Genomic DNA, 26,251 nt, shown 5'->3' with positions numbered 1-26,251 from the left:
CTTAGAAAGTTTCCCACTCCTCGCTGCGTTCCGGCTTGGCGGCGGGCGCCGGTGCTGGCCGGCTGGCGATGCGCGGCGCGATGGCTGCCCGCGCCACCGGTTTGACAGGCGCCGGCGCCTGCCCTTCATCGAGCTTGAACACGCCCACCACCTGCGCCAGGGTACTGGCCTGGTCTTGCAGGCTTTCCGCTGCGGCGGCCGCCTCTTCCACCAGGGCAGCGTTCTGCTGCGTCACCTGGTCCATCTGCGCGATCGCCTGGTTCACCTGTTCGATGCCCGAACTTTGCTCGACGCTGGCGGCCGTGATCTCGCCCATGATGTCGGTGACGCGGCGCACGCTGTCGACGATTTCCTGCATCGTCGCGCCGGCCTCGTCGACGAGGCGCGCGCCAGAATCGACCTTGCCCACCGAATCGTCGATCAGCAGCTTGATTTCCTTGGCCGCCCCTGCGGAACGCTGGGCCAAACTGCGCACTTCCGTCGCCACCACGGCAAAGCCCCGTCCCTGTTCGCCCGCGCGTGCCGCTTCCACGGCCGCATTGAGCGCGAGGATATTCGTCTGGAAGGCGATGCCGTCGATGACGCTGATGATGTCGACAATCTTCTTCGACGAATCGTTGATCGAGGCCATGGTATCGACCACCTGCGCCACCACTTGGCCGCCCTTGCTCGCCACGCCGGATGCCGATTGCGCCATCTGGTTGGCCTGGCGCGCATTGTCGGCATTTTGCTTGACGGTGCTGGTCAGCTCCTCCATCGAGGCGGCCGTCTCTTCCAGCGAACTCGCTTGCTGCTCCGTGCGCGACGACAGGTCCTGGTTGCCGGCGGCGATTTCCGACGACGATACCTTGACCGACTCGCTGGCCGTGCGGATTTTTACGAGCACGGCGGCGATCTTGTCGATGAAGCGGTTGAAGGCGCCGGCGATCTGCGCCAGTTCGTCCACGCCGGAAGCGTCGAGGCGGAGAGTCAGGTCGCCCTCGCCCGAGGCGATATCGTCGAGCGCGTCGCGCACCAGTTCCAGGCGCTTGAGCATCTTGAACACCAGCAGCGACAGCAGCAGCGCGGCCAGCCCGGTCAGCAGCGCGGCCGTGACGGTGGCCGTCGTCAGCATCGTCTGCAAGGCTTGCATGGCTTCCTGCTGGTCGAGCACCACGGCCAGCAGCCAGTCGGTGCCGGCCACGCGCGTGACGTACAGCTTGCCGTCGCGCTCGTTCAATCGCACGGCCTCGCTCGTGCGCGCGCTTTCCAGCCGGTTGACCTGTGCGGCCGACAGCGACGCATCGAGTTTCGCCACCGGCTGCAAGCTCAGGTCCTTGTTCGCGTGGGCGATGATGATGCCGCTCTGGTCGACGAGGAAGGCAAAGCTGTGCGGCGTCGGCTTGATCGCCACCACGTTGGCGATCACCGTATCGAGCAGCACGTCCGCGCCCGCCACGCCCACTAATGCCTGTTTCGGCCCGACGGGCGCCGTAAACGACACCACGAGCTTGTGGCTGGCCGCGTCCACATACGGCGGCGTGAGCATCGGCACGCCCGCCTTGACCGTGTCCGTATACCAGGCGCGCGCCGTGGGGTCGAAATCGGCCGGGCGGCCCGGATGGGTAAACACGGAACGCTTGTCCGCGTAGCCGATGAACACTTCCGCAAAATCGCCAGCCTTTTCCGCGATCTCGAAGGCGCGCAGCGGATCGGGCGTCTCGGCCGACATGACGACGGACGCCATGACCTTTTTCTTGCCATCGACCCATTGCGCCAGCACGGCCGACTGGCTTTGCAGCAGCTGCTGCATCTGCTGGTCCGATGACGCCAGCATGCTGCTGCGTGTGGTGACGTAATTGGCGACCGACAAGGCGAGCATGGACAATACGACGATGGCCACGCAGATGAGCACCAGCCGCGTGCGAAGGGAAGACAACATGATGGACTCCTCGTTTCGATTTGAGTGACGAGAAACAGTGCTTTGCACTACTTTCTCTATGAAAGCATTTTCACACAAAAATCGGAACAATTATCATCAATATTCGGAATGCAACACATATATTTCCACATGGAAACCTGTCAAACCCTATCCGCCGATCAGCCCTCTCAAGCCGCTGGCCCGCTGCGTACGGCGCAGAATCGCGTCGAACAGCACGGCTTGCGTGGGCGAGACGAGGGTAAAGAAGTCGCGCGCGCGCGTGATGCCCGTGTAGACCAGTTCGCGCGCCAGCATGGCGCCGCCTTCCTGGGGCAGCACCAGCACCGTGTGGCGGAATTCCGAACCCTGCGATTTATGCACGGTCATGGCGAACGCCGTCTCCACATGGCGCAAGCGCGTGGCCAGCACGCTGCGCACGTTCTCGCCTTCCAGGAAGTACACGCGCAATGAACCGGGCCGCGCCGGATCGCGCAGGGTCAAGCCGATGTCGCCATTGAACACGCCCGTACCGTAATCGTTACGCGTGACCATCACGGGACGGCCCACATACCATTCGCTGCGACGTATCAAGCCTTCCTTTTCCAGCCGCAGTTCGATGGCCGTGTTCAAGCCGGCCACGCCCCACTCGCCCTCGCGCACGGCGCACAGGATGCGGAACGACTCAAACGCATGCAGCACGGCGCGCACCCAGTCGTCATGCTGCGCGTACGCCGCTTCGCCCGCATTCACCAGTGCCAGGTAGGGCTGGTAGCCGCCCGGCGCGTCCGCGCGGCCACGCAAGGCCAGGCGCAGCACCTCGTCCGGCTGCGCGCTCACGCCCCACGCCAGCTGGCCGCCGCTGTCGCTGGCGAAACAGGCCCTGGCAAGATCGGGCCTGCCGCCATTCACGGCCAAGGCCAGCTCGCCGATCGGACCGCTGAAACGGTGGCTGTGGCGCAGCATCACCGTCTGCTGCGCCAGCGCGCCAGCGGCCCCCGCGAAGTCGGGCGGAATGGCCACGCCGCTGGCCGCATGCGCATACGCGATGGTAGCCGGCGTGTAGCCGCCCGCCTGCGCGTCGTGGCACAAGTCACCGAGCACGGCGCCCGCTTCCACGGACGCCAATTGATCCTTGTCGCCAAGCAGTATCAGGATCGCCGTGGGCGGCAAGGCGTCGAGCACGGACGCCATCATTTCCAGGTGCACCATCGACGCTTCATCGACGATCAGCACGTCGACGTCGAGCGGATTGCCCGCGTGGTGGGCAAAGGCGCGCGTATCGGGTCGCGCGCCCAGCAAACTATGCAGGGTGCGCGCCGCGCCCATACGCCGCGCCAGTTCCAGCAGGGGCAGCGCATCGCCCGCCTTGGCAGCCAAGCCTTCCAGGGCCTTGTCGATCGACTGCTTCAGCCGCGCGGCCGCCTTGCCGGTCGGCGCGGCCAGCGCGATGCGCAGCTGCTCCGGCTGCGGCGACACGGCAAACAGCAAGGTGAGCAAACTGGCCACCGTGTAGGTCTTGCCCGTCCCCGGGCCGCCCGTGATGATGGCCACCTTGCCGCGCAAGGCGATGGCGCATGCCACTTTTTGCCAGTCCGGCCCACCGTCCTGCGTGGGCTGGTCGAACAGGATGTCGAGCCATTGCCGCACCTGCGCCAGCGGCGGATTCGTCAAATCCTGTGCACGCGCGGCGATTTTTTCACCCACCAGGGTTTCGTCGCGCCAGTAGCGGCGCAAATACAGGCGGTCGCCATCGAGCACCAGCGGCTGGCGCACGTCGTCCTCGCCCACCGTCCACACCTGCGGCGCGCCGGCCAGCAGCGCGCGCCAGCCCTCGACGCTGCCTGGCAGCGGACCGGAGACGGCCAGCACGCCATGCCACAGCTCTTCGCTCCAGCCCAGCAGCTGCGACGGTTCGCTGGCCAGCTCAAACAGCATCAGACAGCTGTGCCCCCGCCCTTCCAGCTCGGACAGCACGACGCAGGCCACGGCCACGGCGGACGCATTCGGCGCGCCCTCGTCCAGCGTGCCGATGAAGCGGGCAAACGCGGCGCTCAGGCGGCGCAGGTGCCCCGCCTCGGCAACGCCGTCGATATGGCTGAACAAGGCATCCATCTGCAGGGTATCCAACTGCGCGTTATGCTGCATGGTGTTCCGTTTCTTCTAACAGTTGATCGAGGCCGTCCAGCAGTTCCAGCTGCGGCGCCAGCCAGTAGCAGCCATGCGTGTCCGCATTCGCGATGCCGCGCAAAAACAGGAAGATGGCACCGCCCAGGTGCTCGGCCGGATCGTAGGCGTCGCCCAAGCGGCTTTTCAGCAACCGGTGCAAGGCCAGCATGTAGATGGCGCCCTGGATATCGTAGCGGTGCTGCGCCATGCCGGCCGCCAGCGCCTGCTTATGGTAGGCCGCGTCGTTGGCGCCCAGCGCATTCGACTTGTAGTCGAGCACCCAGTAGCGGCCATCCCGTTCGATGACCAGGTCGGCAAAGCCTTTCAGCATGCCGTGCAGCTGGCGCCGCGGCAGCACGGGACGCGGTGTGCCGTCGAGCAGCAAACGCGTACACAGCTGGTCGAGCGCCGCCGTGGACAGATGCTCGCTGGGGAACCAGAACTCCATCTCGGACAGGGTGCTGTCCAACTGCGACAGCGAGGCATAGAGCAGCGGCAGCGGCGTGATGGCGATTTCCCTGAGCCAGGCGATGGCGTCGTCCTGGCGGTGGCCCCAGCCCGAGCGCTCGCAGCGCGCGGCCAGGCGCGTGTCGAAGTTGTCATCGTGGACGCTGTCAAACCCTTCGCTGCCCATCCACTCAAGCTGCTCGTGGAGGAAATTGCCGGGCACGGAGCCGCGCGGGAAGCGGTGCCAGGGCGCGTCGCCCATGTGCATCGGCGTGACCACGGCGACAGCCGTGCCATCTTCCAGCAAGGTTTCTTCCAGCGCCCGCTGCGGCACGTGCGCGGCCGCCACGGCGCCGATCTGGCGCGTCAGCGACGTGAAGCTGCCCACCGACCAGTCGCGCTCGAATTCGCCCGTGAACACGGGCGCGGGACGCAACTCGGGCCGCCGCTCCACCCGGTCCAGCACCGTGCAGGCGTCGGGCTGCCCCAAGGTGCTGACATAGATGGCGTCGCAGCTGCCCGCCACCTGCTGCCAGCGCAGCAGCAGCTGGTCGAACGGCAGCTTGTCGCCGCCCGTCAGCAGGTAGCCGAGCGCCGATTCGTGCAAGGTGTTCTCGCCCGCCTTGCGCGCCGCCTGGGCGGCCACGCCCAGCCACAGGAAGTGGCGCGCCCGCGTCAGGGCCACGTACAGCAGGCGCAAGTCTTCCTCGATGCGCGCTTCTTCCACAAACGCCATGGCCTCGTCGGACAAGGACAGGTCGAGGCGGCGTTCGCCATCGTCGCCCGCATACTCGAAGAAGCTGCGGTTGCGTTTATCCACCTTGCGCGCCGTGACGGCGAACGGCAGATACACGAGCGGATATTCGAGCCCCTTGGATTTGTGCACGGTGATGACCTTCACCAGCTCCGCATCGCTTTCCAGGCGCAGCACGCGCTCGTCGCCGTTTTCTCCTTCGCCGGCGATCTGCTCGGCCAGCCAACGTATCAGCGCCTGCTCGCCATCGAGCTGGCGGCTGGCCGATTGCAGCAATTCGGCCAGGTGCAGCAGATTCGTCAAGCGCCGCTCGCCGCCCGTCTGCTGCAGCAGCATGGCCGGCAGCTGCAATTCATGGATAAAACGGCGCAGCATGGCCAGCACGCCCTGGCGCTGCCAGATCAGGTGCAGAGCCTTCAGCTGCTCGATCCTGCGTTCCCATTCCAGCTCATCGCTCGACAGGCGCGCCAGCTCGCCCAGCGACAGGCCGATCGTGCGCGTGGCAAACGCGGCGCGCGCCAGTCCCCCGTCGAGCGGGTTGGCCAGCGCCGCCAGCCAGCGCAGCACGTCCTGCGCTTCCTCGCTGTCGATGACGGAATCCTTGTCGGACAGGTAGACGCTGGCGACACGGCGGCGCGCCAGTGCGTGGCGGATGGCGGCCGCCTCCTTGCGGTCGCGCACGAGGATGGCCACGTCAGCCGGCTGCAAGCGCGTAAAACCATCGGGGCCCGTAAAACCGGCCTGCGGGTCGCCCAGCATGGCGACGATGTGTTCGGCGCAGTGCTGTGCGAAATACTCGCGGTAGCTGTCGCCGCGCAGCGCTTCATCGCTGGCGCAGGCGGCCAGCAGGGCCGGCAGCGGACCGCTGACGTTCACCAGGTGTTCGGCGCGGCCCTTGGCGTCGACGGCCTCGAACGGCAGCGGATTCTCGCCCCCTTTACGGTAGCGGAAGGCGCCGGCCGGCACCTCGTCGCGCTCCGCGTGCAGGAACAGCTGGTTGACGGCCGCCACCAGCGGGGCCGTCGAACGGTAGTTGGTGCCCAGCTGGTAGTGGCGTCCCGTGGTCGCGCGGCGCGCCGCCAGGTAGCTCTGGATGTCGGCGCCGCGAAAGCCGTAGATCGACTGCTTCGGGTCGCCGATCAGGAACAGGCCCAGAGCCGGATCGTTGTCGGCAATCCGGTACAGCAGGTTGAAAATCTGGTACTGGGCGGGCGCCGTATCCTGGAATTCATCGACCATGGCCAGCGGATACTGGTCGATGATGCGCTGGCGCAGGGCCGCGCCATTCTCGCCGGCCAGCGCGTCGTGCAGGCGCTGCAGCATGTCGGCAAAACCGAACTGGCGCGACTGGCGTTTTAACTGATCCATGCGCCGCGCGATGGCCGCCGCCGCATGCAGGTGCAGCTTGTGCGCCAGCGGCGTGATACCCGCCAGGGCGATCCCCAGTGCCTCCGTATGCTCGAAGCATTCGGGCACCTGCGCCGTGAAACTCTTGGCAAACGCATCCTCGATGCCGAACGGCGTCAAGCGTTCCCACGCCTTGGCCGTGATGGCGGGCAGCAGCAACAGCGGGTCTTGCGCCCATTTACGCAAGCCGTCGAACCACTTCGCCAGGTTCTCCGGCTTCATCTTGACGCCATTAAAACACTTGGGATTGGCGGCGCGGTGGTCATTGATCCACATCGCCATCTGGTCCACGCGCTCGACCCAGCCCGCCTTCAGGGTGGCCAGCTGCGCGGCCAGCGCCCGCTGTTCGCGCGCGATCAACGCCGACAACGGCTCTTCGTCGGCCATGCGCATGATGTCCGCGCGGCGCGCCAGCTCGCGCGCGCCTTTCTTCAGCGCGCCGACGTCGGGCCAGCAGGCCAGCAGCACGTCAAGCGCCTGCGGCGGCAAGGGATAGACTTGCTGGCGCCAGTAATCGTGTGCCGCATCCTCGAACAAGGCTTGCTCGTCGCTGACCAGTTCCTCGTCGAACAGGCTGCCGCTGTCGAACGCATGCTCGCGCAGCATGCGCTGGCACCAGGCGTCGATGGTGAAAATGGCCGCTTCATCCATCGTCTCGGCGGCCAGCATCAGCCGGTGCGCGGCCTTTTGCCGCTCGCTCTCGTCCGGATAGGATTCGAGCAAGGCGTCGAGAAACGGGTCGCTGCCGCCGGATTCGTGGCGAAAATAAGCGGCCGCCTCGATCAGGCGCTCGCGCACGCGGTTCGACAATTCGCGCGTGGCGGCGCGGGTAAATGTCATCACGAGGATGTCAGCCGGCAGCAGCGGCCGCGTAAAGCGGCTGTCGCCGTCGCCATGCCCCAGCACGAGGCGCACGTACAGCGCGGCGATGGTCCAGGTTTTACCCGTACCGGCCGACGCTTCGATCAGGCGCGAGCCGTGCAGCGGAAACGCCAGGGGGTTGAGCAGATGGCTCGTCATTGTTCTTCTCCCGCGCCTTCATCGGGCGCGCTGATCGGGTCGATCGTGATGTGTTCCTGCAGCCAGTCGGCCAGCGGGCCATACAGCTCGCGCGTACAGTCTTCCCACGCTTCCTCAGCGGCCAGCGCGGAAAACTCGGGCCACAGGCGCGCCAGACACAGTTCCGCGCGCTCGCCAGTCATGTCGAAGCCGCCGTCATACACGGCGCGCGGGTCGCCCTGCCGTACCAGCGCCAGCCCCGTCTTGCACGCCGTCGGCAGCGGATGGTTCATGCCTTCGCGCCACAGCGCCAGCAAGGTGGCCAGCGCGTCGCGCGAAGCTGCCGGATCGAGCGGCGCCATGCTGACGATGGCGTCGCGCGCCACCAGGTAGCCGGTGACGGGAAAGCCGAGGGCGGCGGCGGCCAGCTGGCGCAGCCACATCAGCATCAGCTTGTCGCCGCGCGCCAGGCCATTCTTGTCCGTCACCTTCGAGGAAATCTGCATCAGCCAGGCCGTTTCCTGCCCGTTGCTGCACAATTTGTCGAGCCAGTCGTCGATCTGCACCTCGCCAAACGGCAGGTTGATGGCGCGCTTGTCGGCAGCGTACGGGAACGAGGCGCGCAAGGACAACCAGGCGCTGCGCACGGGCACCAGCGCCTCGACCAGCTGCGCCTGTACTTGCCGGCCGATCAGGCCGATCGGCAGCACGCCTTCGCGCGCCAGCTTTTCCGCGCGCGCTTCCAGGCTGGCGCGCACGTCGTCCAACGCTTCCACGGCGCCGCCGTCGTCCAGCATGGTGTCTTCCAGCAGATAGCGCTCGAGCGCATTCAGGCCGAACGGTTCTTCATCCTCGCCCAGCATGGCCGCATCGGCGAAATGCACGCTCAAGCGGCGGCGGAAAAAGTACTTGACGGGCTGGCGCAAGAAGCTGGCCAGCTCGCCCAGTTTCAAACGCGTGCCGGGATCGAGCTCGTAGGGGCCCAGCGCCAGTTCCCCGGACTGCGCCTCCACATCGGCATGCGCGACGCGCCATTCGCGTGCGTACGTCAGCAAGCCATCGGCCTCGAAATAGCGGCGGCTGAACGGCTGCAGCGCGTGCTCGGTGGTCAGCGAGACCAGGTGCCGGTCCAGCGACCAGCCGGCGGCCAGGTAATCGCGCAGCTGCGACACGAGCACGGACGGCGGCTGCTCGGAATTGTCGCGCACATTGCGCCCCACCCAGCTCACATACAGTTTGTCGCGCGCGGCCAGCAAGGCTTCGAGCATCAGGTAGCGGTCATCGTCGCGGCGCGAGCGGTCGCCCGGACGCGCCATGCCGGGCAGCGCCAGCAAGTCGAAATCGGCCTTTTGCGCGCGGCGCGGGAAGTCGCCATCGTTCATGCCCAGCAGGCACACGACGCGGAACGGCACGGCGCGCATCGGCATCAGGGTGCAAAACGTCACGCCGCCGGAGACGAATTGATGGTTCAGGGTCGGCTCGTCCAGCGCGCCCAGCCACGCCACGCGCAGCACGGACAACGGCACCGGCTCGACAAAGCCCGCATGCTCGCACGTTTCCAGCCAGCCCTGCAAGGCGCCTTCCAGCTGCGCCAGGGTCAGGCGGTCGCCCTCGTCGTCGGCGTCAAAGAAGGCGCCCAGCAGCGCGCGCGCCTGCAAGCCCCACTCGGCTGGCGTGCGCGCGTCGGCCAGCACGGTGCGCCAGTGCAGCAGCGCCTCGACCAGCTGCGCCAGCGAGCCCGCCAGCGCCGCATCGAGGCCGCCCACCTCCGCATACGGTTCGATGCCGCCAAAGCTGGCGCCACCGCCGCTGGCATAGCCGAGCAGCATGCGCCGCACGCCGAAGATCCACGCATTCTGCTCGCCGGCCGCGCCCAGACCCAGGCCGCTGCGGTGATGCTGGTCCAGGCCCCAGCGCACGCCCGCCCCTTCGATCCAGGCGCCCAGGGTGACCAGGTCGTCCGGCTGCAGGCCAAAGCGGGTGGCCAGTGCGGGCACGTCGAGCAGGTCGCGCACTTCGCTCTGGCGGCAGCGCTGCTGCGGCAACTGCAGCAGCCACTCGAGCGCGACGAGCAGCGGGTTGACGCTGCGGTCTTTCACGTCGCCGATCTCGAACGGGATGAAACGCTCGTCGTTGCGCCGGTACTGGCCGAAGACGGCGTGGATGGCGGCCGTGAAGGTATCGATGTCGGGCACCATCACCACCACGTCGCGCGGACGCAAACCCGTTTCGGCGCTGTGCGCGAACATGGCCAGCAGCTGGTCGTGCAGCACTTCCACTTCGCGCTGCACGCTGTGCGCCACGTGAAATTCGATCGAGCGGTCGCCGGCGTCGGGCGGTATTTGCTCGTGCTCGGCCAGCGGACGCAGTTCGCGGATGGCCACCTGCACCTGCTGCAGCAGGGTCTCGCCCGTTTCCTCGCCAAACAGGTCGATGCGCAGGCTGTCGTCGCGCCCTTCCGCTTGCGCGTGTTCGTCGAATTCGTCGAGCATGCGGATGAAATCGCGCCCTTGCCTGCCCCAGCTGGCCAGCAGCGGGTGGCTGTGCGCATGCAGTTCCTCGAGCGGAATCCCGGCCAGGTCGGTGCCGTTGCGCTGGCGCTGGCGCTTGTTTTCCGCGCGCAGCAAGTCGCGCCCATCGATGATGTCGCCCCAGTAGAACTGGCACGGGTTGGGCACGGCCAGCACCACCTGCGTGTGGCGCGCCAGCGCGGCCAGCGCCTGCAAGGTCTGGTACGGCAAGGCCGACACGCCAAACAGCACGACCCTGCGCGGCAGCTTGCCTACCGGCGCGGCGCCGGCGGCAATCGCCGCCAGAAAGGCGTCGTGGATGTCGGCGCGGCCCGTGTCGCGCTCGAACTCCTCGACGTCGGCCGCCACGGCGCGCCACAACTGCGCCTGCCAGCGCTGGTCGTCCTTCAAAACGATGGATTCACCGCGCGCCGTGCGCAACTGGTCGCGCCCCGCCGCCCAATCGGCCAGCCAGTCGGCGCGGTAGACCTGGTACTGGTCGAACAGGTCGGCCAGGCGCTCGGCAAGCTGCAGCCGGCGTTCGCAATCGCCATCGGCCAGGAAGTAGCGCAGCGGTGCGAACACGGGGTCGGCCAGCAGCGACGGCAACAGACGCATCAAACGCCACGTCAGCGGGGACTTGTCGAACGGCGACACGCGCGGGACTCTGTCGCGCCCCAGCATGCCCCGGTAGCTTTCCCACAGCAGGCGCGCCGGCAGCGCGATGCGCGTGGCGGCGCACACGCCCATTTCCTCGGCCAGGGCGATCTTCAGCCATTCGGCCACGCCGTTCGACTGCACCAGGAAGATGTCCGTTTCCAGCGGCGCCAGCGGATGCTGGCGCAGCCACTGGAAGACGGCGGCGCGCAGCTGTTCCAGCTGGTTGCCGTGCAGGATGAGGAGGCCGGGCGTGACGGGTGTATGCATGCTGATCCGATGGGTTGCCGCGTCTCCGGCCCGGTGGCCGGAGACGTCAAACGCCTATTATCGCCGCTGCTTGCGTCAGGGGGTGTCGCTGGCGGCAAATTCCACTGAAATTTGTTCCGCCACCTGCACCAGCGCCGGTCCCAGGGCTGTCAGCAAGACGCGCGCCTGCTGCAGGTCGCCGCCCACGCGCAAGCCTTCGATCGACGTGCACAGGCCCGCGAAGGCATGGGCGCCCACGGCCAGCGCCGACGATTTGCTGCGGTGGCCCAGGTCGGCCAGGCGCCCCAGGTCTTCCAGTGCCATGGCCTGCTCCATTTCGGCGATGCCGTCGCGTGCCGTGTCGAGAAACAGCTGGGTGTATTTGCGCATCTTCACGGCGTCATTGCTGAACGTGAGAGCCAGGGTGGCCAGGTCGAGGATGGCCGTGTCGCGCAATTCCGGCGCGGCGGCCGATGACGGCGCTGCCGGCGCCGCCGCCAGCCTGTCGCTTGCACGCATGCGGCCGATGTTGCCGATGCCGCCGCGCAGACGGAACCATTTCGCCAGCAGGTGAAACAGCAGATTCGGGGCGATCGGCTTGGTCACGAATTCATCCATGCCCGCCGCCAGGCAGCGGGCGCGATCTTCGCTGCCCGCGTTGGCCGTCATGGCGATCACCAGCAGGCCAGTGAGTTTCGGGTCGGCGCGGATGCGGCGCGTCGTCTCGAAGCCATCCATCTCCGGCATCTGCACGTCCATCAGCACGCAGTCGTAGCGCTGGCGGGCCAGCAATTCCAGCGCTTCGCGGCCATTGCCGGCGACGCAGACGGTGGCGCCGGCGTCTTCCAGCAATTCGCAGCCCACCTGCTGGCTGAAGACGTTATCTTCGACCAGCAGGATGGATGCGCCGCGTATCACGCCCAATACTTCCGGCTCGACTTCGGCGATGCGCTCGTCGGACGCCTGCGCGCTTTTCTCCAGCCGCGCCGTGAACCAGAAGGTGCTGCCCAGGCCCGGCTGGCTGTACACGCCCACTTTGCCGCCCATGAGCTCCACCAGCTGCTTGCTGATCACCAGTCCCAGGCCGCTGCCGCCATACTTGCGCGTGGTCGACGGGTCGGCCTGGTGGAAGGAGCGGAACAGCTGCGCCACCTCTTCCTGGTTCATGCCGATGCCCCGGTCCTGCACTTCGAAGCGCAGCATGGCGTAGCTGCCGCGCTCCTCGGACTGGCGCACGCGCACGAAGATGCTGCCATTGTCGGAAAACTTGATGGCGTTGCTGGTCAGGTTCAGCAAGACCTGCTCCAGGCGCAGCGGGTCGCCGCGCCAGCGCTGCGGCAGCTCCGGCGCGATATCGAACTGCAGCGCCAGGCCCTTGACGGCGGCGGCGTCGCCCAGCTGGCTGGCGATGTTCGCCAGCAGGGTGTCGAGACGGAAGTCCAGCACCTCGAGTTCCAGCTTGCCCGCCTCGATCTTGGAAAAATCGAGGATATCGTTGATCAGGCCCAGCAAATGCTGGCCCGAATGATAGATTTTTTGCAGATAGTCGCGCTGGCGCGCGTCGGCCACGGATTTCAGCGCCAGGTGCGCCATGCCGATGATGCTGTTCATCGGCGTGCGGATTTCATGGCTCATGTTCGACAGGAAGTCGCTCTTGGCCTGGCTGGCCGCGTCGGCCTGCTCTTTCAGGCGGTGCAGTTCCGTCACGTCGGTGGACAGGCCGATCAGGCCCGTGACGGGACCGGGCAAGCCCAGCGGCACCTTCACGCTCCACAGGTGGTGCACCTGCCCTTGCGCATCGACGAAGCGCTCCTCGCCGACGAACTTGGCGCCGCTGTCGAACACCTGGCGCTCGGTCAGCTGCGCGGCGGCGGCCGCATCGCCCAGCATCAATTCGCCATCCTGGCGGCCGATCAGCTGCTCCACCGGACGGCCCAGGATGGTGGCCGTGCGCGCATTCACGTAGCGGTAGCGCAGGTCGGCATCCTTCATGTAGACGTAGGCATCGACGCTGTCGAGCACCGTATCGAGCAGGGTGCGCTGCGCCACCGCGTTGCGGCGCGAGCGGTACAAGGTAAAGATGTAGCCATAGATGAGCAGGGTGCCGGCCACGCCGACGCCCAGCGCCAGCCATGGAAAGTAGCGGTCGAAGGGGCTGTACAGCTCCGCCTTGCGCACGCGGAAATGGGCTTTCCACAGGCCCCCCTGGTAGGCGACGGGCAGCACCCGGTCGAAATAACCGGCATCGCTGCCCGGTTGCGGCGGCGCCGCCGCCAGGTCGCCGTCATCGTTGAACAGCAGGCGGTCCTGCGGCGTGATGGACAGGGCCCCGCTGGCCGGCAAAGGACCGGCCGCGCTGTACAGGGTCAGGTGCAGCGGTTCCAGGGCGCTGCGTTCGAGCGCGCTGTGCACCAGCCGCGCCACGCCAAAGCCGATGCCGACGGAACCCTGGTAGGCGGCGCGGCGCTCGGCCACGCTGCCCTGCGGCATGCCATTGCGGTACACGGGCAGGCGCATGCCCAGGCCTACATGCGCGGGCGGCCCCTTGATCATGATCACCTGCCCCGACGCACTGACCTTGCCGCTGTCGCGCGCTTGCGCCAGCGACTGCGCCACCAGCGGGTTGGCGCCGATATCGACGCCCATGCGTTCGGCCAGCAGGGAATCGGGTTCCAGGTAGGTGAGCACCGTGTATTCCGGCCGCTCCCCCGCAGGCCGGATGGTGAAGGCAGGATAGCCGCGCGGCGCCAGGCTGGTGTCTTTGCGCACGGACTCGATGAAGGCGGCGCGCTGCGCCGATGGCACGGCCGCCGCATAGTTGACCGATTCGATGGCCGGGAACTGGCGCACGATATCGAGGCCGGCCACGTAATCGTGGAACTGGCGCCGCGTCAGGTGCTCGCTGGTGCGGAACAGGGCTTCGAGGCCCCGCAGCAGGTCGGAATAGCTTTTTACGCGCGTGATCAGGCTGTGCTGGGCACTATGCGTGAGATTGTCGAAACGCTGTTCGGCGTCGTCATTGACCGTGCGCGCCGCGCCCGCATACAAGGCGCCGCCCACCGCCAGGGCCAGCAGCAGGCCACCCGCCCATATCCTGATACCTGATCCCGCCCCGCCCTTGCTCAAAGTGTGCATTGTCGATCGCTTATTCCGGTTTCCTCGAATGGACGGCGCTGCGGCCGCCCAGCAAGTACGAGGATACTATCAAAGCTCATGCCCGACGCGCTTGTGGAAGAAAAAAAGCGCGTACGATGGTTGCACTGGAAACACCGGGTGCTTAAGCTTCCCGCAGTGCCCCGGCCAGCAAGGCGCCGACGCCATGGTCATCCCAGGCATCGGCGCAGCGCACCACGTCGCCCACGACGATGATGCTGGGACTGCCCAGGCCGCTGGCCAGCACATCGTCCGGCAAGCGCTGCAAGGTGCTCAGCAACTGGCGCTGGGCGGCCAGGCTGGCCGATTGCACCACGGCCACTGGCGTGCCGGGTGCCATGCCGCCAGCCAGCAAGCCGGCCTGGATGGCGGCCACCCTGGCCACGCCCATGTAGATGACGAGCGTCAAGCCGCTTTGCGCCAGGGCCGACCAGTTCGGCTCGGACGCGGCATCCTTGCCGTGGCCCGTGACGAAGATGGCGCCCTGGCTCCAGCCGCGGTGCGTGAGCGGCACGCCAATGGACGATGGCGCGGCCAGGCCGCTGCTGATGCCGGGAATTACTTCGACGGCCACGCCGTGGCTGCGCAGGTAGGCGCGCTCTTCGCCGCCCCGTCCGAACAGATACGGGTCGCCCCCCTTCAGGCGCACCACGTGCAGGCCCGCGCGCGCCTCGGCCAGCATCAGGCGCTCGATGAACGCTTGCGGCGTGGAAGCGCAGCCGCCCCGCTTGCCCACTTCGACCAAGCGCACGCCGTGAGCCGCATGCGCGAGGATGGCCGGGTTGACGAGATCGTCGATCAGCACCACGTCGGCCCGTGCGATGGCCTTCACGGCTTTCAAGGTCAGCAGGTCCGGGTCGCCGGGACCGGCGCCGACCAAGGTCACGCTACCACATTGCGCCATGATGAACTCTCCAATCAGAAAAAGTGGCCGATGGCAAACGATGCCGCGTACGCTTCCGGCGCGCTGCCGTCCCATACGACGCCGTCGCACAGGGTCGAGCTGCGCATCGGGGATTTTGGTACGGGCGTGGCCGTCATCTCCGCCGCCTGACGGTACAGGTCGATGCGGTTGACCTGGCGCGCCACCGCCAGATAATCGGGTTCGTCGCGCAGCAAGCCCCAGCGCCGGTGCTGGGTCATGAACCACATGCCGTCCGACAAATACGGGAAATTGACGGCGCCATCGCCGTAAAACTTCAAGCCGTGCGCCTCGTCCCAGGTCTTGCCCAGGCCATCCTGGTAATGGCCGAGGATGCGCGGCGCCAGGGTTTCCTGCGGCGTATGCAGATAAGCAGGCTCTGCCAGGGTGGCCGCCATGGCCAGCCGGTTGGTGTCGCTGGCGTCGATCCAGCGTCCCGCCTCGAGCACGGCGGCGATCAGGGCGCGGCAGCTGTTCGGATGCTGCTGCGCAAATGCGGCGCTGGTGCCCAGCACCTTGCCCGGATGGTGGGGCCAAATGGCGCCGCTGGTGGTGGCCGTCACGCCCACGCCATCGACGATGGCCTTGTAACCCCACGGTTCCCCGGCGCAAAAGCCATCCATCTGGCCCGCGCGCAAGGCGGCCACCATTTGCGACGGCGGCACCGTCATCACGCGCGCGTCGCGCAGCGGATCGATACCGTGCGCGGCCAGCCAGTATTGCAGCAGCATCGCGTGGTTGCCGGTCGGGAAAGTATGCGCAAACGCAAATGGCCGCGCCACGGCGCGCATGTGCCGCGCCAAGGTGGTGCCATCGTGGGCGCCCTCGCGCGCCAGCGCCGCCGACAGGGTCACGGCCTGGCCGCTGTGATTGAGGTTCATCAGCACGGCCATGTCGTGCTGTTGCCCGCCGATGCCCATCTGCACGCCATACACGAGACCGTACAGCACGTGGGCAGCGTCGAGTTCGCCGTTGTTCAATTTGTCGCGCACGCCGGCCCACGACATCTCCCGGCTCAGTTCAATCTTGATGCCGTATTTTTCATCGAGGCCCAGTTTTGACGCCATCACCAGCGAGGCGCAATCGGTCAGCGGCAGGTAGCCGATGCGTATCGTCTGTTTTTCCGGATGCATGGAGCGCATCGCATGGGCACTCGTGCCCGCTTGCTGTGTCATACCATTCCTTGCTGATAAGTACTGTTTTGCCGCGCCGACATGGGCAAGGCCATAGCCATCCAGCAGCAAGGACCGTGCCTGTGCATGCCCGGTCCCAGGCAGGTGAAAATGCACCGGAATGGTGCGCTGCACCAGCATGTGTCAGGAAATGCCCGCTTCATCCCAGCAAGTCCTCCACGTCGAGGATACGCTGGGCAATGTCCGCCAGTTTGAGTTTCTTGTTCATGGCCATGCTGCGCAAGCGCTGGTAAGCCTGGTCTTCCGTCAAGCCGTGATGCGTCATCAACAGACCCTTGGCCCGTTCGATTACCTTGCGCTCGAGCAGCTTGTGCCGCGTGTCGAGCAATTCGGCGCGCAGTTTTTCTTCCTGGCGAAAGCGCGCCAGGGCCACATTGAGCACGGGCAAGATGCGCTCGGCATGCAGGCCGGCCACGATATACGCGGACACGCCGGCCGCCATGGCCGCATCGATGCTGGCCGTGGCGCCGTCTTCGGTAAACAGGACAATGGGGCGGCGCTCGTCGCGCGTGGCGATGACGATGTGCTCGAGCACGTCGCGCGCGTCCGATTCGGCATCGATGATGATGAGGTCAGGCTGCAGTTGCGCGATTCGCTCGGGGAGGTAGAGGTCGGCTGGCAGCGAGGCGACGATGTCGAAGCCCGATTCCAGCAAGCCGATGCGCAAGGCATTGCCGCGCTGCACCTGGGCAGCCAAGGCCGCGTTCTCGTGCACGCCGTGCTCGACAATGGTGTTGACGACAACGATGCGCAAAGGCTGGGTACGGCTGGACGTCATGGGAACGATCTGCAATGGCTAAACACAACCATTGCAGTAAGCAAGAAGCGAACCAGCCGGGTTTACACGGTACTTTACTTCAGGGTCGGCATGGCAAACTCGGCGCCGGCCGCCGTCGATGCGGGCCAGCGTTGGGTCACGGCCTTCTGTTTCGTATAGAAACGCACGGATTCCGGGCCATGCGCGTGGTGGTCGCCAAACAGGCTGCGCTTCCAGCCGCCGAAACTGTGGAAGGCCATCGGCACGGGAATCGGCACGTTCACGCCCACCATGCCCACCTGCACCCTGTGCGTGTATTCGCGCGCCGTGTTGCCGTCGCGCGTGTAGATGGCCGTGCCATTGCCGTACTCATGCGCGTTGACCAGGTCCAGCGCCGTCGTAAAGTCCGGCACGCGCACGATGCACAGCACGGGGCCGAAGATTTCTTCCTTGTAGATCGTCATGTCCGGCGTGACGTGGTCAAACAGGCTGCCGCCAAGGAAGAACCCTTGCTCGTGGCCAGGCAGCACGAAACCGCGCCCGTCGGCCACCAGCTTGGCGCCCTCTTCCACACCTTTGGCGATGTAGCCTGCGATCTTGTCCTTGTGCACTTGCGTGACGACGGGGCCCATCTCGGCCGACAGATCCATGCCTTGCGTGATTTTCAGGGCGGCAATACGCGGCACCAAGGCTTCGACCAGCTGGTCCGCCACATTGCCCACCGCGACGACGACGGAAATGGCCATGCAGCGCTCGCCGGCCGAGCCGAACGCCGCGCCCATCAGGGCATCCACCGTCTGGGGAATGTCCGCGTCCGGCATGACGACCATGTGGTTTTTCGCGCCACCCAGGGCCTGCACGCGCTTGCCCTGCGCACATCCTGTGGCGTAGATGTACTCGGCAATCGGCGTGGAACCGACGAAACTGACGGCGCGCACGTCCGGGTGGTGCAATAACCCATCCACGGCTTCCTTGTCACCCTGCACCACATTGAAGACGCCATCGGGCAAGCCCGCGTCCGTCAACAGTTGCGCCAGCAGCAGGCTGGCCGACGGATCGCGCTCCGACGGTTTCAGCACGAACGTATTGCCGCAGGCAATCGCCATCGGGAACATCCACATGGGCACCATCACGGGAAAGTTGAATGGCGTGATGCCGACGCACACACCGAGCGCCTGGCGGATCGACCACGCATCGATGCCGCCGGCCACCTGTTCCGAGTATTCTCCCTTCATCATTTGCGGGATGCCGCAGGCAAACTCCACCACTTCGATGCCGCGCGTCACTTCCCCTTTGGCATCCGTAAATACTTTGCCGTGCTCCGCCGTGATCAGGGCGGCCAGTTGATCCGAGTGCTCTTCCAACAATTCCTTGAACTTGAACATGACCCGGGCGCGGCGCAGCGGCGAGGTTTGCGACCAGGCGGGAAACGCCGCGTGGGCTGCCGCCACGGCCGCGTTCAGTTCGGACGGCGTGGCCAGCGCCACTTTCGCCGTCACGGCACCGGTGGCGGGATTGAACACATCGCTCGTGCGCTCTGAGCGCGAAGCCATCGGGTTGCCACCAATAAAGTGGCCAATCATCGGGGTCGTCATCTTTTGTCCTTGGTTATTTCGTCATCAGCCAGTCATGGGCCGGGTCATTTTTAAAGTGCCACACGCGTTTCGGGCCGGCCATCACGTTCAGGTAATAGCCGTCGTAGCCATACGGCACGGTCACGGGGTGGTAGCCCCTGGGCACCATCACCACGTCGTGGTTTTCCACGGCCATGGCTTCATCGATGGAACGGTCGTCCGTGTAGACCCGTTGGTAGGCAAAGCCCTGCTCGGGATTGAGGCGGTGGTAATACGTTTCTTCGAGCGAGCTTTCCAGCGGCACGTTGTCGCTGTCGTGCTTGTGCGGCGGATAGCTCGACGAATGACCCGATGGCGTGACCACCTCGACCACCAGCAAGCCATCGGCCTCGGCCGTTTGCGGCAGGATGTCGCACACATAGCGGGTATTCGCGCCCTTGCCGCGCACGGAGCGCGTCATGGTGGCGGGGTCGATCAGGCGCGCCGGACGGCGGGTCGTGGCGGGCGCGCTGCAAAGTCCGACCTCGGCATTGCTCACTGCCGTGATGTTGACCGTTGTATCCAGCGGGACATACACGGCGTACGGCGAACGGTCCTCAAAGACGCTTTGGCGCTGACCGATCTCGCGCCACTGCTGTTCACCGGCCTGTACGGTGACCGTACCCGTCAGCACGACGATGCACAGTTCGCGGCCGCCCGTCTCCAGTAGCAAGGACTCGCCCGCCTGAAGGCGGTGCGCGGCGAACCCGACATGCGTCCAGCCGGCCGACTCGGGCGTCACCTCGACGATCTTGCCGCCGGCCTTGTTCGCTTTGACTAATAGCGGGCTCATGCCGCCTCCCGGCCCAGGCGCGGGATGGCCTCGACGAGCTTGGCCAGGTAGTCATGGCCCATCTTCGCGTATTCGTAGCTGGGGGCCACGGCCGGATCCTGCTCCGCTTCCACCACGAGCCAGCCTTCGTAGCCGTGCAGATATAAACGCGTGAGGATGGCCGGAAAGTCGATGCTGCCGTCGCCAGGCACGCTGAAAGCGCCATTGATGACTGCCTGCAGGAAACTCCAGTGGCCATTGCGCGCCAGTTTCACGACGTTGGGGCGCACGTCCTTGCAATGCACATGGCAAATCCTGTCGATATGCTTGTTGAGCACCGCCAGCGCATCGCCGCCGGCAAACGTGATGTGGCCCGTGTCGAACAGCAAGCCCACTTCGGATCCCGTCAAGGCCATCAATTGGTCCACGTCGGCCGGCGTTTCCACGTAGGCACCCATGTGGTGGTGATACGCGAGGCGCACGCCGTGCGCGAGCAGATGGGCGGCAAAGGCCGTCAATTTGTTGGCGTAGTCCTGCCATTGCTGCTGCGACTGGAAACGCGGGCGTTTATATAAAGGCCGCGCTTCGCCCTGGATGGCGTCGGCCACTTCGCCGTAGACCATAACGGTGGCGCCGCTGTCGGCCAGCAGCCGCAAATGCGACGCTACGGCAGCGATCTCGTCTTCGACCGAGCGGTGCGCCAGCCGTCCCGAATACCAGCCGGAAACGCACGCCAGGCCATACTTGCCCAGCACCGCGTTCAGGGCCGGGGCATCTTTCGGAAACTTGTTGCCCAGCTCAAAACCCACGTAGCCGATCTCGGCGCCCTCTTTCAACGCCGTTTCCAAAGGCGTTTCACCGCCCAGGCTCGGTAAATCGTCGTTCATCCACGAGATCGGGTTGATGCCGATCTTCACATTCCATGTCGGTGCGTTCATTGTTGTTGTCCTTGGCGGTCAAGTTCATAACGGGCGCGGGCAAGCTGCACGCCGGGTTGCGTGGAGACCTCGGGCACTGCCACCTCCCACCAGCAACCACCGTCTTCGGTCGTGCGCGTGTCGTCCGTATCGATGCAAATCAAATAGGTGCGTGGCGCGGCGCGAGCGCGCAGCATGGCCTGTTCCAGCTCGGCGATATTGGCCACGTGCTCAGACAGCGCGCCCAGCGATTGTGCATGCAGGGCAAAGTCGATATGCGGTGCGCTGTCGGGCAACATATTGTTGAACGAAGGATTACCGCAGGCCTGCTGCAGGCGGTTGATGCAGCCATAACCGCGGTTGTCGAGCACGACAATGATGAGTTTTTTATCGAGCATGACGGACGTAGCGATTTCTGAATTCATCATCAGATAGCTGCCATCGCCCACCATGACGATGACCTCGGCATCGGGTTTGGCCATCTTGACGCCGAGGCCGCCGGCGATCTCGTAACCCATGCACGAGTAGCCGTATTCCATGTGGTAGCCGCCCGGCGTCGACGTGCGCCACAGTTTATGCAGCTCGGCCGGCAAGGTGCCCGCCGCGCAGACGACAATATCGTTGCTGGTCGAGTCCGCTGAAGAACGTTGCACGGCGCCGATGACTTCGCCGTCGTACGGCAAGCCGGCCACGTCGCGCTTGCCGGTGATGCTTTTGACCGTCTCGCGCCACGCGTTCCCTGCCTGCTGCGCCCGGTCCATCCACTGGCCCGCGCTATTCCAGCTGCCCAGCAGCCGCGACAGGCCTTGCAAGCCCAGCGTCGCGTCCGCCTGCAAGCCCAGGCCACGGCGTTTCAACGCATCAAAACTGTTGACGTTCAGGCTGACCAGTTGCGCCTGCGCAAACAGGGAGTTCGAACCCGTCGTGAAATCTTGCAGGCGCGTGCCGATGGCCAGCACCACGTCCGCGTCCGCCGCCAAGCTGTTGGCCGCAGGCGAGCCCGTCACGCCGATGGCGCCCAGCTGCAAGGGGTGGTCCCACGGCAAGGAACTCTTGCCGGCCTGGGTTTCCGCCACGGGAATGCCATGGCGCTCGGCAAACGCCTGCAAGGCGGCGCTGCCTTTTCCGTACAGCACGCCGCCACCGGCCAGTATCAGCGGCTGCTTCGCGTGCTTCAACAACGCTGCCGCCTCTTCCAGTTCCTGCTCAATAGGCGGCAAGGAGCGGAAACGCACGATGCGCGGTTCAAAGAAATCCACGGGATAGTCATACGCCATCGTCTGCACGTCTTGCGGCAAAGACAAGGTGACGGGGCCGCAGGCGGCCGGGTCCGTCAAGGCGGCAATGGCGCGCGGCAAGGCCGTCAATAGCTGTTCCGGATAGACGATGCGGTCAAAGTAGCGCGACAGCGGCTTGAACGCATCGTTCACCGACACGCTGCCATCCGTGCCATCTTCCAGCTGCTGCAGCACGGGATCCGGCGCGCGCGAGACGAAGACGTCGCCGGGCAGCAAGAGCACGGGCAAGCGGTTCACGTGGGCCAGGGCGGCGGCCGTCAGCAAGTTGGTCGCGCCCGGGCCGATGGAACTGGTGACGGCCATCATGCGCCGGCGCATGTGGGCTTTCGCATAGGCGATGGCAGAGTGCGCCATCGCCTGTTCGTTATGAGCGCGGTAAGTGGGGAACACATCCTTGTACTGATACAGCGCCTCGCCCAGTCCCGCCACGTTGCCGTGGCCAAAGATGGCAAAAGCGCCGCCGAACAAAGGTTCGCCCCCCTCCACCCGCAAGGCGGCCAGGTAGCGCACCAGCGCCTGGGCCATGGTTAAACGAATCGTACTCATGCTGCACGCTCCAGACGGTTGCGTGTACGCTGCCAAAGGGCAATGAGCTGTTCGAAGTTGGCGCGCACGGCGGCGATCAGGCCCGCATCGTCGAGTTCGCCGGCCAGCCAGCGGCGGCTCGGTTCCTGGAAGATGGTGCGGCCCACCATGAAACCCTTGCACGTGGTGCTGGCACTGGCTTGCTCAAAACTGTCGGCCAGGGCGGCGATCGGCGCGTTCAAACCCAGCAATACGACGCCACGGCAATACGGATCGCGCTCGTGCACGAGGGCATCGATGGCTTGCCATTGCTGGGCTGACATGCTTTCCAGCTTCCACCATTCGGGATAAATACCGAGGTTGTACAGGCGCTTGACGGCGCGCAAGACCGTGTCGTCGCTGTGCGGCAACGCTTCCGACGGTATGACTTCGAGCAACAGTTCGTGACCGCTCACTTGCGCCGCGTCGTACAGGGCCTTGATTTGCGCTTCCTGTTCCAGCCGGTTTTCCACGGCGTCGTCCGGGTGCAGCTGCACCAGGCACTTGATCACGTGTTCCTTGGGCCAGCTGAGCAGGTGCGAGCCGATGGAACGGCCCCAGTCGAATTGCAGCGGGTTCGATCCCGGCAATTCCACGGGACGGCCTATCCACCAGCCGCGCCCGGTCGCATCGTTGAGCGCATCGACGCCATAGCGGCCGTCGATCAGCACGCCCGTCTTGCCGGCCAGCTGCAAGGCCGTTTCCGTCTGCGCCACGGCTTGCACCATCAATTGCTTCAAGGCCGCAATGGCGGACTCGGGCGCGCCCGTCTGTTGCGCCAGCTCAAAGAATTGCGTACGGTGGTCAAAGGCAAACACGCACAGCTCGCTCCATTCCTTGCGCGCCACCGTCGTGCGGTGCAGGCGCGACAAGGTGGCGTCCTGATCCGGCTGCGTCAGCTTGGCCGCATTGGCGAGGAAATAGTCGAGCTCGACGGGTGACGGCATGGCCGGCGCGCAGCCGTGGCGCGACACGACGAGGGCGCCGCAGCCATTCGCGTAGCGGCAGCACGCTTCGTAATCCTCGCCGCGCAGCCAGCCTTTCAGGAAGCCCGACAGAAACGCGTCGCCCGCGCCCAGTACATTGAGCACTTCCACGCGCACGCCACGGTAGTTATATGCATCATCGAGGCTGCGCGGCACCACATTGTCGATGACGGCGCTGCCCAAAGGGCCCCGCTTGACAACGAGGGTGGCCAGGGTGGCGGCCCTCACGGCGCGCAAGCTGGCCATGATATCCGCGCCGCCGCCGGCGATCATGAATTCCTCTTCCGTGCCGACGATCAAGTCGAATTGCGGCAGGATGCTTTGCAGATGTTTGGTCACGCCTTCGTTCGAAACGAAACGCGTTTCGCCATCGGCCTTGCCCGACAGACCCCACAGCACGGGCCGGTAATCGATGTCGAGCACGGTACGCACCTTGTTGGCGCGGGCCAATGTGAGCGCCTGCGTGCTGACGGCGTGCATGGCAGCCGTGGAGAAATGCGTGCCGGTGATCAACAGCGCTTTGCTCGACGCAATGAAAGCCGCATCCACCGACGATGCGTCGATGGCCATGTCGGCGCAATTTTCACGATAGAAAATCAGGGGAAAGGTGTTCTTGTCCTTGATGCCCAGCATGACGAGGGCCGTGAGGCGGTCGCGGTCGATGCCCACGTGGCTGACGTCGCAGCCCTCTTTCGACAGGGTGTCGGTGAGGAAACGGCCCATGTGGTCGTCGCCCACCTTCGACAGCATGGCGGACTTCAAGCCCAGCCGAGCCGTGCCGAAGGCGATGTTCGCCGACGAGCCGCCCAGGTACTTGGCGAAGCTCGTCGCGTCTTCCAGCGTGCTGCCGATCTGCTGCGCGTACAGGTCCACGGCCAGGCGGCCCAGGCAGATCACGTCCAGCGCCCGGCCCTGGGCAAATTGTGTGGAATTATTCATGGCTATCCTTAAATCGTGACACCGTCGAGTTCACTCATCAGCGTTTGCATTTCCGCGCCGCCCGCCATCATGTCCAGCAAGGCATCCTTGCTCACCGTATCTTTGGTGAAAGTACCCAGCGACTTGCCACGGTTCAACAACGTGAACGAGTCGCCGACCGGATACGCATGGTGCACATTGTGCGTGATAAAGATCACGGAAATGCCCCGCTCGCGCGCCTTGTAAATCAGTTTCAACACATTGAACGACTGTTTTACGCCCAGGGCTGCCGTCGGCTCGTCGAGGATCAGCACCCTGGCGCCGAAGTGGATGGCGCGGGCGATGGCCAGGCACTGCTTTTCGCCGCCGGACATGGTGCCGATGGCCTGGTGCGGGTCGCGCACCATGATGCCCATCTCGGCCAGCTTGTCGCGCGCCGTCTCGGCCGCATAGTCGATATCCATCACGGGCACCAGTCCCAGCAGCTTTTTCATCGGCTCGCGCCCCATGAAGAAATTGCGCGCCACGGACAGCAGCGGCACCAGCGCCAGATCCTGGTAGACGGTGGCCACGCCCATGTCCAGCGCTTCGCTGGGCGAATTGAAGACGACGGGCTTGCCATCGACCAGGTATTGGCCGTCGGTGGGCTTGTGCACGCCGGCCAGGGTCTTGATCAACGTCGACTTGCCGGCGCCGTTGTCGCCCAGCAAACAGTGGACTTCGCCTTCCTTCAGGCGCATGGTGATGTTTTGCAGGGCCAGCACGGAGCCGAAGCGCTTGCTGACATTTTCCAGGGCAAGAATATGCTCGCTCATGATTTATCTCGCTTCCGTGACGCGTGAGCGTACAAAGTTATTGAACAGCACCGCGATCAGCAGCATCACGCCGAGGAACACGCGGAACCAGTCCGAATTGATGTTGGTATAAGTGATGCCGATCTGCACCACACCGAAGATCAGCGCGCCGAAGCAGGCGCCGACGACGGAACCGTAGCCGCCCGTCAGCAAGGCGCCGCCGATGACGGCCGCGATGATGGCTTCGAATTCCTTTTGCATGCCGCGGTCGGCGGCGGCCGACCCCACGTCGCATACTTGCAAGGTGGCAAACAGGCAGGCGCAGAAGGCCGTGAAAACGAACAGCGAAATTTTCACTTTGCGCACGGGCACGCCCACATTCTTGGCCGCGTTGGCGTCGCCGCCCACGGCGAACATCCAGTTGCCGAAGCGGGTACGCGACAACACGAACGCGGCGCCGGCGGCCAGCACCAGCCACCAGGCGATGACTTTCGGAATGCCCTTGACCAGCGGCGAGCCGTCGTCGAGCACGGCGATCCAGCCATGCGCGCCCATCCACTGGAACAGGCCAGTGGCCACATTGCCGTGGAACAGCAGGCTGGCCAGCCAGTCCTGCGCCGCCAGGTCGCCCACGCCACTGACGATGGTGCGGTTGGCGAACATGATCGACAGGGCCAGGGTCAGGCCGCGCAGGATGAACAGGAATGCCAGGGTAACGATGAACGATGGCAGGCGCGTCTTGATGACGATGTAGCCGTTGAGCCAGCCCAGCGCCATGGAACCGGCGAAGGCGAAAATAATGGCGGCCCACAGTGGCCAGTGGAAATAGATGGTCGGGATGGCGATCATCATGCCGGCAAAGCCGATCATGGAGCCAATCGACAGGTCGAATTCACCGGCGATCATCAGCAGGCAGGCACCGATGGCGATGATGCCCAGGTAGGACGCCACTTGCATCCAGTTGACGACGCCATCGAGGTTGAACATGCCGGAGTCGCCGGCCGTGATGACGAAGAAGGCAAACACGAGCACCGCGCCGGAAATCGAGGCGAACTCGGGGCGGCCAAAAAACCGTTTGACCCAGCTGGTCGTGCCCACGCGCTCGTCGGCGGCGGCAACTGGCTTGCTGGCGGCGCCGGGAGGCGGAGGAGGATTCATGCCGGGGCTGGCCAGGCTGGTTTTGAGCGCAGTCATACGATGTCCTTTCAGTGATACTTGTTACCAATTTCAATTACTTTCCTGCCAGCATCGCTGGCGCCAGGCGTGTTCCTCCCA

15 protein-coding genes are annotated in these 26,251 nt (G+C 65.4%); all 15 read right to left on the bottom strand.

Annotated features, from left to right (window positions below; genetic code table 11):
- Window position 1: 1 nt before the first annotated feature.
- Window positions 2–1,921, bottom strand: coding sequence for a methyl-accepting chemotaxis protein (locus KO538_RS11405; protein WP_219328374.1), 1,920 nt, complete (start codon window positions 1,919–1,921; stop codon window positions 2–4).
- 147 nt (window positions 1,922–2,068) lie between these two features.
- On the bottom strand, window positions 2,069–4,045 hold the full coding sequence (gene recD, locus KO538_RS11400) for an exodeoxyribonuclease V subunit alpha (protein WP_257620298.1): 1,977 nt from the start codon (window positions 4,043–4,045) through the stop codon (window positions 2,069–2,071).
- Window positions 4,035–7,694 carry an exodeoxyribonuclease V subunit beta gene (gene recB / locus KO538_RS11395; RefSeq protein WP_219328373.1) on the bottom strand — a complete coding sequence of 1,220 codons (3,660 nt, stop codon included), beginning with the start codon at window positions 7,692–7,694 and terminating at the stop codon, window positions 4,035–4,037. Before recB ends, recD begins: the two co-directional genes overlap by 11 nt.
- Window positions 7,691–11,110 carry an exodeoxyribonuclease V subunit gamma gene (gene recC, locus KO538_RS11390; protein ID WP_219328372.1) on the bottom strand — a complete coding sequence of 1,140 codons (3,420 nt, stop codon included), beginning with the start codon at window positions 11,108–11,110 and terminating at the stop codon, window positions 7,691–7,693. Before recC ends, recB begins: the two co-directional genes overlap by 4 nt.
- Window positions 11,111–11,185: 75 nt before the next feature.
- A complete protein-coding gene (locus KO538_RS11385; protein ID WP_219328371.1) occupies window positions 11,186–14,224 on the bottom strand; it encodes a CHASE domain-containing protein in 3,039 nt (1,012 codons plus the stop codon).
- A gap of 142 nt (window positions 14,225–14,366) precedes the next feature.
- Window positions 14,367–15,146 (bottom strand): uroporphyrinogen-III C-methyltransferase, encoded by a 780-nt coding sequence (gene cobA / locus KO538_RS11380; protein ID WP_219328370.1) that lies wholly within the window; start codon window positions 15,144–15,146, stop codon window positions 14,367–14,369.
- Window positions 15,147–15,160: 14 nt separating this feature from the next.
- Window positions 15,161–16,339, bottom strand: coding sequence for a CmpA/NrtA family ABC transporter substrate-binding protein (locus KO538_RS11375; RefSeq protein WP_219328369.1), 1,179 nt, complete (start codon window positions 16,337–16,339; stop codon window positions 15,161–15,163).
- Window positions 16,340–16,496: 157 nt separating this feature from the next.
- Window positions 16,497–17,135 (bottom strand): ANTAR domain-containing response regulator, encoded by a 639-nt coding sequence (locus tag KO538_RS11370; RefSeq protein WP_070303064.1) that lies wholly within the window; start codon window positions 17,133–17,135, stop codon window positions 16,497–16,499.
- Between the two features lie 74 nt (window positions 17,136–17,209).
- Window positions 17,210–18,709: a CoA-acylating methylmalonate-semialdehyde dehydrogenase gene (locus KO538_RS11365; protein WP_219328368.1), complete on the bottom strand. Its 1,500-nt coding sequence runs from the start codon at window positions 18,707–18,709 to the stop codon at window positions 17,210–17,212.
- Between the two features lie 13 nt (window positions 18,710–18,722).
- On the bottom strand, window positions 18,723–19,520 hold the full coding sequence (gene iolB / locus KO538_RS11360) for a 5-deoxy-glucuronate isomerase (RefSeq protein WP_072454587.1): 798 nt from the start codon (window positions 19,518–19,520) through the stop codon (window positions 18,723–18,725).
- Window positions 19,517–20,437, bottom strand: coding sequence for a myo-inosose-2 dehydratase (iolE, locus tag KO538_RS11355; RefSeq protein WP_219328367.1), 921 nt, complete (start codon window positions 20,435–20,437; stop codon window positions 19,517–19,519). The genes iolB and iolE overlap by 4 nt, the downstream gene beginning before the upstream one ends.
- Window positions 20,434–22,296 carry a 3D-(3,5/4)-trihydroxycyclohexane-1,2-dione acylhydrolase (decyclizing) gene (gene iolD, locus KO538_RS11350; protein ID WP_374106845.1) on the bottom strand — a complete coding sequence of 621 codons (1,863 nt, stop codon included), beginning with the start codon at window positions 22,294–22,296 and terminating at the stop codon, window positions 20,434–20,436. The genes iolE and iolD overlap by 4 nt, the downstream gene beginning before the upstream one ends.
- The gene (gene iolC, locus KO538_RS11345; RefSeq protein WP_072454590.1) at window positions 22,257–24,203 is read right to left on the bottom strand and encodes a 5-dehydro-2-deoxygluconokinase; all 1,947 of its coding nucleotides are present in this window, start codon (window positions 24,201–24,203) and stop codon (window positions 22,257–22,259) included. Before iolC ends, iolD begins: the two co-directional genes overlap by 40 nt.
- An 8-nt stretch (window positions 24,204–24,211) precedes the next feature.
- Entirely contained in the window at window positions 24,212–24,997 is a 786-nt protein-coding gene (locus KO538_RS11340; RefSeq protein WP_034757661.1) for an ATP-binding cassette domain-containing protein, read from the bottom strand.
- 3 nt (window positions 24,998–25,000) lie between these two features.
- Complete coding sequence (locus KO538_RS11335; protein WP_051991939.1) at window positions 25,001–26,134, bottom strand: ABC transporter permease; 1,134 nt, start codon at window positions 26,132–26,134, stop codon at window positions 25,001–25,003.
- Window positions 26,135–26,251 lie beyond the last annotated feature (117 nt).

This window comes from Janthinobacterium sp. NKUCC08_JDC (assembly GCF_019345575.1).
Classification (GTDB): domain Bacteria; phylum Pseudomonadota; class Gammaproteobacteria; order Burkholderiales; family Burkholderiaceae_D; genus Janthinobacterium; species Janthinobacterium aestuarii.
The sequence above is the reverse complement of the archived record's forward strand: the minus strand, read 5'-3'. Positions and strand labels throughout refer to the sequence as shown.

Excerpts from the sequence above, each read along its gene's own strand:
- KO538_RS11405 (WP_219328374.1), bottom strand. The coding sequence starts at position 1,921 with ATGTTGTCTTCCCTTCGCACGCGGCTGGTGCTCATCTGCGTGGCCATC.
- recD (WP_257620298.1), bottom strand. The coding sequence starts at position 4,045 with ATGCAGCATAACGCGCAGTTGGATACCCTGCAGATGGATGCCTTGTTC.
- recB (WP_219328373.1), bottom strand. The coding sequence starts at position 7,694 with ATGACGAGCCATCTGCTCAACCCCCTGGCGTTTCCGCTGCACGGCTCG.
- recC (WP_219328372.1), bottom strand. The coding sequence starts at position 11,110 with ATGCATACACCCGTCACGCCCGGCCTCCTCATCCTGCACGGCAACCAG.
- KO538_RS11385 (WP_219328371.1), bottom strand. The coding sequence starts at position 14,224 with ATGCACACTTTGAGCAAGGGCGGGGCGGGATCAGGTATCAGGATATGG.
- cobA (WP_219328370.1), bottom strand. The coding sequence starts at position 15,146 with ATGGCGCAATGTGGTAGCGTGACCTTGGTCGGCGCCGGTCCCGGCGAC.
- KO538_RS11375 (WP_219328369.1), bottom strand. The coding sequence starts at position 16,339 with ATGACACAGCAAGCGGGCACGAGTGCCCATGCGATGCGCTCCATGCAT.
- KO538_RS11370 (WP_070303064.1), bottom strand. The coding sequence starts at position 17,135 with ATGACGTCCAGCCGTACCCAGCCTTTGCGCATCGTTGTCGTCAACACC.
- KO538_RS11365 (WP_219328368.1), bottom strand. The coding sequence starts at position 18,709 with ATGACGACCCCGATGATTGGCCACTTTATTGGTGGCAACCCGATGGCT.
- iolB (WP_072454587.1), bottom strand. The coding sequence starts at position 19,520 with ATGAGCCCGCTATTAGTCAAAGCGAACAAGGCCGGCGGCAAGATCGTC.
- iolE (WP_219328367.1), bottom strand. The coding sequence starts at position 20,437 with ATGAACGCACCGACATGGAATGTGAAGATCGGCATCAACCCGATCTCG.
- iolC (WP_072454590.1), bottom strand. The coding sequence starts at position 24,203 with ATGAATAATTCCACACAATTTGCCCAGGGCCGGGCGCTGGACGTGATC.
- KO538_RS11340 (WP_034757661.1), bottom strand. The coding sequence starts at position 24,997 with ATGAGCGAGCATATTCTTGCCCTGGAAAATGTCAGCAAGCGCTTCGGC.
- KO538_RS11335 (WP_051991939.1), bottom strand. The coding sequence starts at position 26,134 with ATGAATCCTCCTCCGCCTCCCGGCGCCGCCAGCAAGCCAGTTGCCGCC.